This is a genomic window from Coprococcus sp. AF16-22 (genome assembly GCF_003461545.1).
GTDB classification, from domain to species: domain Bacteria; phylum Bacillota; class Clostridia; order Lachnospirales; family Lachnospiraceae; genus Coprococcus; species Coprococcus aceti.
This window is the reverse complement of sequence record NZ_QTXH01000002.1, coordinates 217679-233218: the sequence shown is the minus strand read 5'-3', so window position 1 is coordinate 233218 and position 15540 is coordinate 217679. Positions and strand designations below refer to the sequence as shown.

Below are 15540 nucleotides of genomic sequence, written 5' to 3'. Positions count from 1 at the left end.
CCTACTTCTTTCGGATCACAACGTTTACACTCTTGCTCCACGCTCCGTAATAATAAGTCTTTCCAACCTTCTTGAATCCCTGAACTCTGACATAATACCGCTTTCCCGCCTTGAGTCCGCTCAACGTCACATTTGTCTTCTTGTTTACCGATGCCCTGTACACCTTGACATTCTTTTTAAATGTCTTATCCGTGGAATACATCACCCTGTAACCCGAAGCACTCGCATTTTTTTTATAAGTCACAGTGCACTTTTTCTTCACCGTTGACTTTATCTTTGTTATCTTTTCCTGATTGACCCTGTATATTGTCTGGGTCGTATACGCAGCCTCCCCGCCACTTCCAACAGGCTTAACTGCATAGATATATTTCTTGCCATTTGCGACCTTCCGGTCAGTGTAGCTCAGAGATTTTGTGGTGGCCACAGTCGTCCAATTCTTTGCATTTCCAACCTTTCTGAGCACCACATATCTGTCAGCCCGTGCCGCTTTCTTCCACTTTACTGTTATGCCTGCTGCTCCATTACCCGCCGACACACTCGTCTTAGCCGGCGCAGCCATCTTTATGACAAATGTCTTGCTGGCTGAGCCCTTGAATATTCCCTTGCCGGTCACCACTACCTTTGCCGAATTGCCAATATTGACATTGTTCTGATATGAAATGGTGTAATCCACACCATTCTTAAGCTCTCTGTCACCGATCTTCACCGTCACGCCCGGCTTCTTGGCCTTGCCGTCGTACACATACGTGCTGGTGCTGAGTTTCACATCCGCTGTCGCCACGGATCGGATATATAATGACTTTGCATCAGACATATCATACAGTGTGTTCTTTCCTTTTTTGAATCTGTCATAGGCAGCCAGAGCATATCCTGCCTGCTGCGAAGCCATTCCATTTACAACCAGTTCTCCATTCTGATTTGCCGCATGCGCAAATCCACCGGCACTTGCAACATAGAATTCCATCAAAGCATCCATCACAGAATGTCCATTTTTGACAAATGCCTCATCTGTTCCGGCATCCCTGCCTATATCAAGCAATCCACATATCACCTGCGCACAGCTCTCAGAATTCACAGTTCCCCATGAAGCAAATCCACCATCAGCCTTCTGCAGCCCCGACATTACATCAAGCGCCCTGTCAACCGCCGTCTTAACCTCTGTGTTAGACTTGTAATACGGCGCAAGTGCCTGAATTGTCATACCTGTCATATCCGGGTCAGCATTACTACCAGAAAATGCCCAACCACCACTAGAAAGCTCCCGTCCAAGGATATATTCAACAAGTCCTTCTCTTGTCGTCTGAACACCGTCACTTCCATCCGGAAGCTTCGGAATATCATAACCTGCCGTGTCAAATGCAATCAACGCAAACACCGGGCCATTGATTCCCTGTGTTGTTACATAATTCATATCGGCCAATGGCTCAAGCAGATTGTATCCACCAACATCTGTGGCATCAGCGCCAATCGCAGTTAAGGCCAGTATTACCCTGGAATTATCCGTACCCTTATACTGCTTTTTATCGAGCTTCAGAGAACCTGTCTCCTCAACACATGACTGAACATATTTCACAATATTGTCATAGTATTCTCCATACCATGCCTCATCCTCATAACCGCATCTGGCAAGAGTCATCACATTCCACTCAGCCTCATACTGTGGATCATCCGCAGTCTTCCTCAGATATACAAGAGTATTGCCAAGGGCCTGAGTGTAATCAACCATAGCCACATCTGCAGTTTCCTCTGTCGCAGTTCCTGTCACCGGATCCGTCTCGTCATTCGTCGCTGTAGATACTGCTGGATTCGTCATATCGTCTGGCACTGTGTATATCGTAGAATCTGTTACACCATCCGACTCTGCATATATCGTAGAATCCGTTACATCAGCCGCCGCATACACGTTCACAGCATTTCCTGTTGTTTCCGTGAACATAACCATTGCCATCGTGCACATCGCCATACACACAGCAAAAATTCTTCTCTTCATAATCGTGTCTCCTTTCACATTATTCCGAGTGGATATATAGCAAGCGATCTGACTTGCCAGAGTCTATGCTCTGCATACAGTAATGGCTGTTGCGACGGATTCTCACCGCACTTCTCTTCTTACTGAGCACACCTCGTTTACAACATCCTCCCAGGCACCATAAGCTTCCTTATACGCCCAGTCCGCAATGTGTGTGGTATGTCTCATTCGCCGGAATTCTCCGGGACTATACACCCAACATATTATATTGTCACAATTACCCCAATCTTATCAACGCCCATGTTCTATGTCAACCTGAAGCAAGCAAGTCAAATAGCACAAAATTTTATCTTTTTTGCAAAAAAGCACCTAAAATAACACAAATTTCCAGGAATTGTATCTTTTAGCCATTTTAAAACTCATTTAGATACAATTTTCTCCCAAACAAGCCAAAATCCCCCAAAAAGAACACAATTTTAAATTTTTTCAAAATGCAATCCTCAAAGCCGGCCACAACGTAAGACCCGCTTGGTAATATATATATCCGACAATCGGTAGCGCAGACGTCTGTGCTTCGATGGTGCTTGCTGGTGCGCAGATCCGCCGACGCCCTTTTGGCGGTCGGAGCACCATGCAGATAGCACCCAATCGAAGTGCAGTAAGTCAAGCGTGATTGCGGATGTATATATTACCAAGCGGGTCGTCTGTCACAAAAGCTTCTTAAAATCCTCCAGACAAACCGGTCTGGAGAAATGATATCCCTGATAGTAAGTGGAACCATACCTATGAAGGTAATCGAACAGTGCCTTGTCCTCGACACCTTCAATGCAGCTCTTGTATCCGAGTTCATGTGCACAGGACACAACCGCCTGTACAAGGACCTGATTAGGCTTGCTCTCCTGTATTCCCCTGACAAATGACATATCGACCTTAAGCTCATCTATCGGTAATTCCGTGAGCAGATTTAGGGTAGCATTTCCCGTTCCAAAATCATCGATAGCGATCTTTATTCCAAGTTTCCTGAAATATTCCAGCTCATTTTTCAGAAATGCTATATCCATATTCTTACATCTCTCTGTGAGCTCTATGCACAAATACTCAGGAGGGAACTTCGTCTTTTTTAATATATCCACAACAGCCTGCCTAAATCCATGATTCTCAAGCTGAGTCGCTGATATATTGACATTCACCACAAAATCAGGTCTGATCTTGCGGATCTCCATACCATCCGTGAGTGCCTGCTCTATTATCCAGTTGCCAAGTTCAAAGAAACACGGCTCCATCTCAAGCCACGGTATAAATATTCCCGGTGGAACCACTCCAAATTCCTTGTGTTTCCATCTGAGAAGAGCCTCCATACCTACTATGTGTCCTGTCTCGGAATTTGCTATAGGCTGATAGCACATGAAAAAGCCTTCCATGTTGTTTGCCACACATTTGTGTATTGTGCTGTACAGCTGCAGTCTCATTCTATCATTGTCCTTGATCTCCTCATTGAAGAATACAAGTTCACCATGATGATCCTCCTTGGATCTCTCCAGGGCATATTCCACACTGCTCTTTATCACATCCTCATCGGCTGCTCCTACATGGTCATATATCAGACCACCTCCATACAATTTAAGCGGGATCGATGTGCCATTCAGACCTACATTGTCAAGTGCAAGATTCTGTACATGTCTGTATACCTCTTTGAGTTCCTGTTTGGTATACACGTTTGAACAAATCGCAAATTTTGCACCGTCAAGTCTGAACACGAGTCCCTTTCCACCGACGACATTTTTGAGCTTTGTGGCAAAATCCTTAAGAACAGCATTGCCATATGCATATCCATACATCATATTGATACTGTTGAACATGGATATTCCTATTGCCAGAATGCTCATCGTCTGCCTGTTTCTCAAATGTATTGATATATACTTGGTATACTCATGCTGATTGTGCAGGTTAGTCACCGGATCAACCCCATCTATGACACCGTGGTTTATGACAGTGCCCACAAAGAACTCCGGATCACCATTTTCTTTCTTGGTGATGAAACCTCTGCAGGTGCAGACCACATATTCACCATTTTTGTTTCTCATTCTATATTCTACATCATGATACTTTTTGCGCCCCGCAAATACCTCTGTAATATCCTGTTCAAATATTGCTCTGTCATCTGGATGTATAAGCTTCTCCCACACTTTCTGTGTATCATATATGTATTGCCCCGGAAGCCCAAAGTAATCCACCGCACTTGCAGACCATTTTGTAACATTCGTATCGAGATCATCCATAAATATATAATTTCTGAGTGTTGTAGCTGCAAGGGCATCAAATATCCTGTCTGTCTTTCCAAGATTCCTGTAATGCGGGACTCCATCCTTTGTAGTTCCTACAGCTATATTCGCCTCATTCTCCACGCTCTCGCGCCTCTTGACCTCAGGATGCTTCGAATAGAATCTCTTCTTATCCTCATACATCAGTCTTTCGGCTTCGTTCATTATCTTGTCTATGGAATCAGCCTCAGCCTTCCAGACTGCGCCGAACGCAACCGGAGCCTCCTCCTGCTCATCAATTACCTCTTTATATCTGGCGATCATTGAGTTAAACGACTGCTCAGCAATATCCATAATGATGACAACAAATTCATCGCCACTTATCCTGTAACATGCATTTTCGCCAAAATGCTGTGCCAACATCTGCGATACCCTCTGAAGATATAGATCTCCTTCTTTATGTCCATAATGATCATTCACATACTTCAATTTGTTCACATCGTTGAATACGAATCCGACCGACCGCTTATCATTTCGGTCTGCATACGCGTCGCACAGAATGTTAAATGCATTTCTATTGCCGAGACGAGTGAGTGTATCCTTGTAACTGTAAAATTCCAACAGCTCCTGCTTCTCTATGCTCTCAGAATACTCCTCATGTATATCCCTCGTATAAAGATAGAATACCTTATTGTCATCTCTATAATCAGCAGTAGGTATGACCTCTGTCATCACCCATCTGTACACCATATCCATTTTACGCTTATATCTAATGGTAAATCTGTCATGTCCATTTGCAAAATATTTTATGAGGAACTCAGGAGACAGGCACTTTCTTACCCTGTCCACATCGTCAGGGAATATCTCACCACCCATAGTCATGTCTTTCATGTAATCTCCAAGGCAGTCATGCTTAACCTCATCTCTGCTTCTTATATATCCGCCTCTCAATGTCTCGCAAATATTGTGCGTCACATCAATCCTGAATATACGCCTGTATACCCTTGTCAGTGTCCTGAGACTATCCTCCAGCACCAGGGTGTCAAGGCTGACTGCCCTCATGCCGAACACAACCCATTGTCCGTCCTCTCTCGGCTCTTTCTCAGCTTCTATATCCATGGATACCCACTCATAGTCCTCGCCAAGTCTCAATCTGAACCTGAAATTACGCACGATGGATCTGGCTCCGGCTTCTATGAGTGCTTTGACATGCTTCATATCACACATATATGCAAATTCTCTGACTTCATCAGGATGACAGCAGTCCAGTCCCTTGTTATCCTTAAAATAGGAAGATACGTCAGAGGTACTTTTATAATTATCTGCATTCTTGTCCACACTGATAACACTCACATACTCCCCAGTATCAATGTTGACCAGCGCCAGTTTCACATAATTATCATATAATATGTTCTGTATATGTTCTTTGTAGTATTGTTTATCAAGTGATACTTCTTTCAAAAGATCCCTCCTTGCAGCAGCATCCAGCCTGCCATATATTCCCACGCAACCGTTTCCATTATAGCATTTACGCCATAATATAAAAAGAATGTTTTAACTAATTACATGTCTAAATAGATAAAAATAGCTGATAAAAAAGTTACACAAACAATTTTACCAGCTATTAATAACCATCAATTAATACAATATTAAATTATTTATACACCAGACAACAGCTCTGTTTATTTACTCTGGCGTTTCTTGTAATCCTCAAGCAGCTCCTTAAACAGCTTATCATGCTCAGGATATGCCTTTCTGATGAACACAAGCTTGTTGTTGCCATCCAGCAGACAATGTGAGCTTGTACAAAGTGTTCTAAGCTCGCCTGTCTTCTTGTCCACGACCTCATACGAAAACCCTACCCGGACACCTGTATACTCCGAAAGGCTGACATGTATCAGCACGTCATCGCCAAAGTGGCACATGCTCTTATACTCAGCAGTTACACCGAGCACAGGAATTATATATCCGTCATCCTCTATAGACTTGTAATCCCAGCCTATCTGCTTCATCCAGTCCAGCCTTGCCTCCTCGATCCATCTGATGTAATTGGAGTGGTGTACTATCTGCATCCTGTCCGTCTCATAATAATAAACCGATCTATCATATGGCTTGATCTTACTCATATCTATCATTTTTCTTCACCTGATTTCTGACTTACTTCCAGTCCTTTTCCTTGATCTCAACACGTCTTACCTTGCCGCTGATGGTCTTTGGCATCTCATCAACGAACTCGATAACTCTAGGTCTCTTGTAGCTTGCGATGTTCTCTTTAAAGTATCTCTTGAGCTCCTTCTTGAGGTTCTCATCGCCAACTGTACCCTCTGTGAGAACGATAGTGGCCTTGATCGCCTGACCTCTTGTGCTGTCAGGTACTGATGTAACTGCACACTCAAGGACATAAGGTATTCTCATGATCTCATTCTCTATCTCGAAAGGTCCTACTCTGTAGCCTGCAACCTTGATGATATCATCCACACGTCCAACGAACCAGAAATATCCATCCTCATCCTGGTAAGCCGTATCACCTGTGTGATAGAAGCCGTCATGCATAACCTCGGCTGTTCTCTGTGGATCCCTGTAGTACTCCATGAACAGTCCGTCCGGCGCACCGTCTGCGATGTTGATGACGATCTCACCTGTCTCACCAGGTGCAGCAAATGTTCCGTCTGCCTTCATGATCCTCACGTCATACATTGGGCTTGCCTTACCCATTGATCCCGGTCTTGGAGTAGTATTCTCAAGGTTACCAATGGTAAGAGTCGTCTCTGTCTGACCAAATCCTTCATATATAGTGAATCCTGTCTTCTCCTTGAATACGTCAAATACCTCAGGGTTAAGTGCCTCACCCGCTGTTGTACAGTATCTGAGGGATGAGAGGTTGTACTTACTCATATCCATACGGATAAGGATTCTGTACAGTGTTGGAGGTGCACAGAATGTTGAGATATTGTACTTCTCTATAAGCTTGAATATAGTGTCCGCACTGAATGTATCAAAGTCAAATACGAATACGCATGCCTCGCACAGCCACTGTCCGTAGAGCTTGCCCCAGAGAGCCTTACCCCAGCCTGTATCTGAAACTGTGAGATGAACCTCACCAGGTTTGTTGCAGTGCCAGTATTTTGCTGTGATGTAATGTCCAAGTGGATACAGATGATTGTGTGCAACCATCTTTGGATGCTCTGTTGTTCCCGATGTGAACATGACGAACAGTATATCATCCTTTCCTCCTACAGCATCCTCGCCTGTAGGTCTTGGAAACTCGGTGCTGCACTCCATGATTCCCTCATCGAAGAAGTTCCAGCCTTCTACTGGATGATTTACAACGATCTTTGTCAGCTTGTCATCAGCAAATGTATCTATGGACGCCGTGATTCCGTCATCTGATGTACACACAACCGCTGATACGCCTGCTGCCTCAATTCTATACTGATAATCTGTTGCCTTTAATATATTTGTCGCCGGTATAGCTATGGCACCGATCTTGTGGAGAGCCATCATGGTGAACCAATACTGATAATGTCTCTTTAACACGAGCATTACCTTGTCACCCTTCCTGATGCCCAGGCTCTTGAAGTAATTGGCTGCCCTGTTGGAATAATCCTTGATATCCTGGAATGTGAATTTCTTCTCGATCGTTCTATCCTTTGATACATAGATGAGCGCTGTCTGATCAGGCTTCCTCTCTGCCAGAGCATCCATTACGTCGTATGCGAAGTTGAAATTCTCGCTGTTGGTGAACTCAATCTTGCTGAGAACTCCATTCTCATCAAGAGCTGACCTCACAAACTTTCCTGCTATTCCCTGCTCTGGTCTCATTTCTGTTGACATGTTAATTTCCTCCATAAACTATAAGTTCTGATAATATATATGGTAAAACGACTTTTCCGCCTTTTAACGCCGGCGATACATGCCGTTTTTTATCACATTATGTATTAACTTAGTATAAAAAGTCTTCTAAGTTCGTATTTCTATCTAGCAATCAAAATAAACATTACTTTAATTTGCGTTTTCAATTAACTTTACATGTAGTTTCGATTACTACATCCATATATTATCATATCTCTTTGTCATGTCAACAGAAAAATAAAAGTTTTAATTTATTTTCACATATTGGTATTACATTTTGACTGCACAGGTTTTTCCCTCAATCCATAAAATTAAGGCGTACAGCAATGAATCCCCCCGGATAAGTCCAGTTTCATCTCCATCGTTGCACGCCTTAATTTTCTTATTATTTCATTATATATCACAGTCTCTACTTATTTTGTCCCCGATTGGAATCCTGTGTCTGCTCCTGACTATTCCACTGAAGTCTCTTCTTTCGCATCTGTGACTTGTATACAAGTATCGCCGTAACCACCGATACGCACACAAATATAAGCACACATATCACAAATATCAAAACTGTTGTCATGTCTTTGTCCTCCATGCACTAATCTCTCACCATATCAATCTTGTCTGCTCCCTGCTTCTCAAGATTCTCTGTGATGTTGATATCTGTAGAATTATCAAGGGCTGCCTTTCTGTCACGCATCGCCATGTTCGGATCCCTGTGTCTTGAAGGGCCGCCCACGCAGCCACCTTCACACGCCATACCTTCCATGAAGTCATCCTGGAATCTGTTGAACTTCATGAGGGTCAGTGCCTTCTTACATGCATCTATTCCATCGCATTTGCACACCTTAACCTCGTCCTCGCAGCCGAGCTCCTTCATGCTCTCTATGACTGCCGCTGTGACTCCGCCTGCATTTGCAAATTTCTTGCCGAACAGTGTGGACTGGTCGTTATCTTCAGCCTCAGGCTCAAGCTTGACATCCTTTGCTCTCAGCATGGCTCTGATCTCTCCGTATGTCAGCGCATAGTCCGCGGATTCCTTCTCTCCGGCCGCGCTCTCCGCCTTCTTGCCGATACAAGGGCCTATGAATACTGTCACGGCATCCTCATAATTCTCCTTGATGTATCTCGATACTGCGCACATAGGTGATACGGTCTCAGATACCCTGTCTGCCAGCTCAGGGAAATGCTTCTCCACCAGAAGCTTGAATGCAGGACAGCATGAGGTTGTCTTCTTCCTGCCCTCTGCCTTGGCCTCCATCCATTCCTTTGCCTCTGCCATGGCTGTCATGTCGGCACCAAGTCCCACATCCACCGCATCGTAGAAGCCTATCTTCTTCATGGCTGTTCTCCAGCTCGCCATGGTGATATCCGCACCGAACTGTCCGTATGTGGCAGGTGCGAACATGGCAAATACCTTCTTACCGGCTCTCATGTCATTTATTATATCTACTATATAAGACTTTGATCCGATCGCACCAAATGGGCACTTGTGGATACATGAACCACAGTCTATACATTTGTCCTTATCTATGACCGCAATACCTGTTCCATTCTCAGCCACAGATATGGCACCAACCGGGCAGCTCTTGATACATGGACGCATCAGATCTGCAATGGCATTGTACGGACATGCCTTGGCACACTGTCCACACTCCTTACACTTTGATGGGTCGATGTAGGACTTGTCACGTCCCATACTGATGGCACCGAAACGGCACGCCTGCTGGCACGCTCTTCCCATGCACTTCTGGCAGTTATCAGTTACTACGTAACGTGAAATCGGACAACCCTCACAGGCAGAATTGATGATCTGGACTACATTCCCATCATCCTCTGTTCCAGGGGCTTTACCCTCGGCAAGTCTGATCCTCTGTCTGATAACCTCCCTCTCTCTGTATATACAACATCTGAAAAATGGCTGTGGACCGGGAACCATCTTATATGGAAGATTGTCCCTCTCATCATCCAGCCTGCCTTCATACGCAAGCTTTGCCACCTCATAAAGCACCTCGTGCTTTACCTTTAATAATGTAGCGTCATTTGTAATCATATGTTAACCTCTACTCATATTATATTGATCTTTGCCCCTGTATACCTAATATGTATACCTCTTAGATCCAGTTATAATCTCCGCCCGTTATAGCCAGGCTGAGCAATGCATCCATCTTCTCTACCTCTTCTGCGCCCTCTACGATCCGCATGAGCTTTGCAGTTTTCTCCTCAGCTTCCATCACACTACCTCCATTTATAACATAATTTTCGTTCAATAACAATCTATGCAATTGACCAAAACCATTTATTTTCATTTGAGGGCAGTTATGCTATAATAAAAAACACTTTTAAATATAGTAATCAATCTTTTATATAAGGAAGGCGAAATACAAATGTACAAGATCAATTTTTCAAAGCCAATCAACGTCCATTTCATGGGAATAGGCGGAATAAGCATGAGCGGTCTCGCAGAGATACTTCTGAAGGCCGGATTCAAGGTTACCGGATCAGATATGAAAGCATCCGAAATCACCGATCAGCTTGCCGACATGGGAGCGCTTATCAACATCGGTCAGTGTGCATCTAACATAACAGACAACATAGATCTGGTCGTATACACAGCAGCCATACATCCTGACAATGAAGAGTTCAAGGCCGCAGTGGAGAAGAACATTCCTATGCTCACCAGAGCCCAGCTTCTCGGCCAGATCATGGAGAATTACAAATATTCCATAGCCGTCAGTGGAACCCACGGCAAGACAACAACGACTTCCATGCTGTCCTACATCCTCATAGATGCGGACACTGATCCTACCATATCAGTGGGAGGAATCCTCGACAGCATCGGCGGCAATATCCGTGTAGGCAAATCTGAATACTTTGTAACAGAGGCATGTGAGTACACCAACAGCTATCACGCATTTAAGCCTTTTATCAGTATCATACTGAACGTGGATGCCGACCACCTTGATTTCTTCAAGGATATAGATGAGATCGCTGAGTCATTCCATGTATTTGCCACCAAGACTCCAAAGGAGGGCCTGGTCATCGTGAACGGCGATATGAAGTATTATGATACCGTTGTCAGAGACCTCGAGTGCCGCGTGGTAACATTTGGAAAGGGCGCACAGAACAAATATTCAGCACACAATATACGATTCGATGACTTCGGCCATCCAACCTATACACTGGTTGTGGACGGCAAAGAGATCACTGACATAACACTCAAGGTATTCGGTGAGCACAACGTATACAACTCACTGTCAGCCATAGCGGCATCCCTTGAACTTGGAATCTCCATAGATGTCATCAAACAGGGACTGTCAGAGTGTGTCGGTGCCGAGAGACGTTTTGAGTACAAAGGAACCATCCTCGACAACGTGAAAGTCATGGATGACTACGCTCACCATCCAACTGAGATAGCAGCCACACTGAAGGCAGCAAAGAACACAAGCTACAACGAACTGTGGTGCGTATTCCAGCCACACACTTACTCAAGAACCTACGCTCTGTTCGATGAGTTTGTAGACGCACTCAAGGTATGTGACCACGTCATCGTGGCAGATATTTATGCAGCCCGAGAGAAGGATACCGGACTTGTCTCAGCAAAGCAACTCGCCGAGAAGATCGCCGAGACGGGTACTGATGCGTTCTATCTTCCATCTTTCGACGATATAGAAAATTATCTCTTAAAAAATTGCAAAAAAAATGATTTGTTGATAACTATGGGCGCCGGAAACGTCTATTCTATCGGAAATGACCTGATAAAAAATTAGTTATCCACATTATCCACACAGCTCTGTGGGAAAGTTTTCCCCACAGAGCTTATATTTTTTTGTTGACATAATTTTTACAGAAATATTACAAAGCCCTGTTAAACTATGACTTTTGTATTTTTATGTCTCTTTTTCGTCCACATTATCCACATTATCCACATCCCCACCATTTTTCCCAACCGACTGTATGTTCTGTTTGCATTCCAAAAAGTTCATGTTATAATGCATTTGCGCTAAGGGAAATGCGCTATTTCAGGAGTATGATCAAGGAGTTTTTTGACATGAGCTACATTACTATTACAACAGAAAAAAACGAAACATATTCCTCTATATCAAACTTTTTTATAGACTATTACATGACCTCCGCCAGCGGAGAGTTTGTTAAGGTATATCTGTATCTGGTCAGACTTATGTCTTCCAGTAAACCCGTGTCTGTCGCCAACATAGCAGATCATTTTAATCTCACAGAGAAGGATATTTGCAGAGCCATAAAATACTGGATAAGCCAGGATGTTATGAAGCTCAACTACAACAAGAAGAAGGAGCTTACAGGAATAACTCTTCTCCCTCTTCACGACAAGGGCAGCTCCTCCGACAGCGGAGTTGACGACCTCTCTATTCTCGGCGTGGATTATTCCACCGGAGATGACGATAACAACAGCGAGATCACGGCGACGATCGCAGACGAAGACAAGGCCGAGGTGCCGGAGCGCACTCTGCCTGACAAGATAACAGTTACACCAGAATTTCTTAGGAAGAAACAGGAGGACGAGGTTCTCTCTGATATTATGTTTGAGACAGAGGCATATTTTGGCAGACCGCTTTCCATGCCTGAATCAGAAAGTCTCATATACATATACGACCAGCTTGGCTTCTCCCAGGAGCTCATCGAATATCTGATCGAATACTGTCTGACCATGGGCAAGGCAAGCTTCAGATATGCGGAGACCGTAGCCATAGCATGGTATGAAAAAGGAATCGACACGGTTGACAAGGCCAAGGCAGACAGCTCCGCCTACAACCCATTTTACAGAAAGGTCTTCTCTGCACTCGGAATACGCAGAAGCAATCCTACCAGCATAGAGACCGCATACATTGACGCGTGGACAGGTGAGATGAATTTCTCAGAGGATCTTATCCTTCTGGCATGTGAGAAGGCCATAATCTCCAAGCCACAATCCGCCAACTTCGCATATGTCAATGGAATTCTTGAAAACTGGCATAAGAATGGTGTACAATCCATTAGGGATGTCGAACTGCTCGATCAGGAGTTCCTCAAGAAGAAATCAGCGGCCACAGCGCAGCCTGCAGCCACCAGGAATCCGAATGGATTTGCGAACTTCAAGCAGACAGACATGTCCAACCAGTTGGACAAGCTGGAACAGATGCTTGCAGATGAACTCAATCTTGACAAGAGGTAATATATACATATTATGGGCAATATAAATTATGATGATATTTTGTCCCGACTGAGCAGGATCAGGCAGGACAATCTTCGCAGACAGGACAACAGAAAAGCTGAGGTATATGCCAGGATCCCTCGTATAAAGGAGATCGACGATGCCATCGCCCACAGTGCCGTCCAGGCATCAAGGGCAAGGATACTGCATCAGGAAGTGGATGAAGAAGCACTCTCCACGAAGAACCACGCTCTCCGCGATGAGAAGCATCAGCTCATGGCACAGACCGGATACCCTGACGATTATCTGGCACCGATATACAACTGCCCCGCATGCAGAGACAGCGGATATGTAGATGGTAAGCCATGTTCATGTCTGAAACACATGGTCATCAGCCAGTTGTACCAGCAGTCCACCATAGAGAAGGTGCTGGAGACGGAGAATTTTGCCAGCTTCAATCCTGATTTCTACAGAGATGAACACATTGCTGGCTACAATTACACTCCTTACCAGAATGCACAGAGCATATTGTCTGCATCAAGACAGTTCACAGAGAATTTTCAGGACAGCAGACCGGGCATTCTTATATATGGAGAGACCGGAACAGGCAAAACCTTCCTGACAAATTGTATCGCTAAGGAACTTTTAGACAAAGGTTATACAGTTTTATACTTGTCGGCGATAAATTTATTTGATAATATCTTACAGGACATTATAATAAAGGGTGGTCATGAACCGCATCAGAAGATGCTGTATGACTACATATATAACTGCGATTTTCTTATAATTGACGATCTTGGCACAGAGTACACCAACTCATTTGTCCTGTCTCAGTTATTTGAGATTATAAATACGAGAACTATCAAGAGACAGTCTACTCTCATTTCTACCAATCTTGATCTGCAGGAATTCAAGAACAGGTATACAGAGCGTATCATGTCACGAATAGTTGATAGCTATCTCATCTTCAATCTCTACGGAGATAACATCCGCTATGTAAAAAGAATGAAAAGCATAGCCAGGAACAAAAGGTAGACAACGAAAGCAGATTAGGAGGATTTTTATTATGCCAGACGATAGCAAGTTGGAAACAATACCTGTAGGAAGCTTAGGAATCATTGCTCATAAGAGCATTGTACCTCTCGGAGAGAAGGTCGATTCTTATATCGTAAAATGGAGAAAGAACCGTCAGAACGAGAACAAGTCAAGCATCGTATTCCACGGTTACGAGAAGGACTCTTACCTTATCAAGGCAGACTGCCCTAGATTTGGTTCAGGTGAGGCAAAGGGTATTGTCAACGAGTCAGTCCGCGGTAAAGACATATATATCATGCTTGATGTAGGAAACTATAGCTGCACATACACCATGGGTGGCCAGACTCAGAGAATGTCTCCTGACGATCACTATGCTGATCTGAAGAGAATCATCTCTGCCATGACAGACAAGCCTAGAAAGATCACTGTCATCATGCCTTTCCTGTATGAGAGCCGTCAGCACAAGAGATCAGGACGCGAGTCCCTCGACTGTGCAGTTATGCTCCAGGAGCTTCAGCAGTATGGTGTAGACAACATCGTTACATTTGACGCTCACGACCCACGTGTTGTAAATGCTATTCCAAAGAGCGGTTTCGAGAACGTAAAGCCTACTTACCAGTTTGTAAAGGCACTTCTTAGATCAACTCCTGATCTTGAGATAGATAACGACCACATGATGGTTATATCACCTGACGAGGGTGCTATGCACAGAGCTATCTACTTCGCTAACCTTCTCGGTGTAGATGTAGGTATGTTCTACAAGAGAAGAGATTACTCAAGAGTTGTGGACGGACGTAATCCTATCGTTGCCCATGAGTTCCTCGGTGATTCAGTTGAAGGCAAGGATGTTATCATCATCGACGACATGATCGCATCAGGCGAGAGTATGATAGATGTTGCCAAGCAGCTCAAGGCAAGAAAGGCTAAGAGAGTATTTGCACTTGCTACATTTGGTCTCTTCACCAAGGGTCTTGAGGTATTTGACAAGTGTCACGAGGAAGGTCTCATTGAGAAGGTCATCACAACCAACCTCACTTATCAGCTTCCTGAGCTTGCAGACCGCGACTGGTATGTATCAGCCGACATGAGCAAGTACATTGCACTCATTATCGATCACCTCAACCACGATGCATCTCTCAGCGATCTTCTTGATCCATCAGAGAGAATCAGTGCGAGAATTGCTGAGTACAAGGAGAAGCACACTATCTCAGATAACTACGAGAATTACTAATATACAATTATAGACTTACAAAAAAGACCTACGT

10 protein-coding genes are annotated in these 15540 nt (G+C 44.2%); 4 read left to right on the top strand and 6 right to left on the bottom strand.

What is annotated here, in order from left to right; translation table 11 throughout:
- Nucleotide 1: 1 nt before the first annotated feature.
- From DWW60_RS03715 to DWW60_RS03695, 6 genes are all read right to left on the bottom strand, one after another.
- Complete coding sequence (locus DWW60_RS03715; protein WP_117874397.1) at nucleotides 2-1990, bottom strand: fibronectin type III domain-containing protein; 1989 nt, start codon at nucleotides 1988-1990, stop codon at nucleotides 2-4.
- Nucleotides 1991-2676: 686 nt separating this feature from the next.
- Nucleotides 2677-5691, bottom strand: a complete 3015-nt coding sequence (locus DWW60_RS03710) for a bifunctional diguanylate cyclase/phosphodiesterase (protein WP_147341847.1) — start codon at nucleotides 5689-5691, stop codon at nucleotides 2677-2679.
- A 221-nt stretch (nucleotides 5692-5912) separates the two neighbouring features.
- On the bottom strand, nucleotides 5913-6365 hold the full coding sequence (locus tag DWW60_RS03705; protein ID WP_117874395.1) for an acyl-CoA thioesterase: 453 nt from the start codon (nucleotides 6363-6365) through the stop codon (nucleotides 5913-5915).
- Nucleotides 6366-6387: 22 nt separating this feature from the next.
- Entirely contained in the window at nucleotides 6388-8064 is a 1677-nt protein-coding gene (locus DWW60_RS03700) for an AMP-binding protein (protein ID WP_015534572.1), read from the bottom strand.
- Nucleotides 8065-8491: 427 nt separating this feature from the next.
- On the bottom strand, nucleotides 8492-8650 hold the full coding sequence (locus tag DWW60_RS13470) for a hypothetical protein (RefSeq protein ID WP_199414442.1): 159 nt from the start codon (nucleotides 8648-8650) through the stop codon (nucleotides 8492-8494).
- Between the two features lie 18 nt (nucleotides 8651-8668).
- Nucleotides 8669-10123, bottom strand: a complete 1455-nt coding sequence (locus DWW60_RS03695) for a 4Fe-4S dicluster domain-containing protein (RefSeq protein WP_015534570.1) — start codon at nucleotides 10121-10123, stop codon at nucleotides 8669-8671.
- A gap of 334 nt (nucleotides 10124-10457) precedes the next feature.
- On the opposite strand from DWW60_RS03695, the gene murC reads away from it, so the two are divergent.
- From murC to DWW60_RS03675, 4 genes are all read left to right on the top strand, one after another.
- Nucleotides 10458-11840: a UDP-N-acetylmuramate--L-alanine ligase gene (gene murC, locus DWW60_RS03690; RefSeq protein WP_055222248.1), complete on the top strand. Its 1383-nt coding sequence runs from the start codon at nucleotides 10458-10460 to the stop codon at nucleotides 11838-11840.
- A gap of 281 nt (nucleotides 11841-12121) precedes the next feature.
- Nucleotides 12122-13261: a DnaD domain protein gene (locus tag DWW60_RS03685; RefSeq protein ID WP_055222474.1), complete on the top strand. Its 1140-nt coding sequence runs from the start codon at nucleotides 12122-12124 to the stop codon at nucleotides 13259-13261.
- 12 nt (nucleotides 13262-13273) lie between these two features.
- A complete protein-coding gene (locus DWW60_RS03680) occupies nucleotides 13274-14275 on the top strand; it encodes an ATP-binding protein (protein ID WP_055222249.1) in 1002 nt (333 codons plus the stop codon).
- Between the two features lie 31 nt (nucleotides 14276-14306).
- The gene (locus DWW60_RS03675; RefSeq protein WP_015534565.1) at nucleotides 14307-15506 is read left to right on the top strand and encodes a ribose-phosphate pyrophosphokinase; all 1200 of its coding nucleotides are present in this window, start codon (nucleotides 14307-14309) and stop codon (nucleotides 15504-15506) included.
- Nucleotides 15507-15540 lie beyond the last annotated feature (34 nt).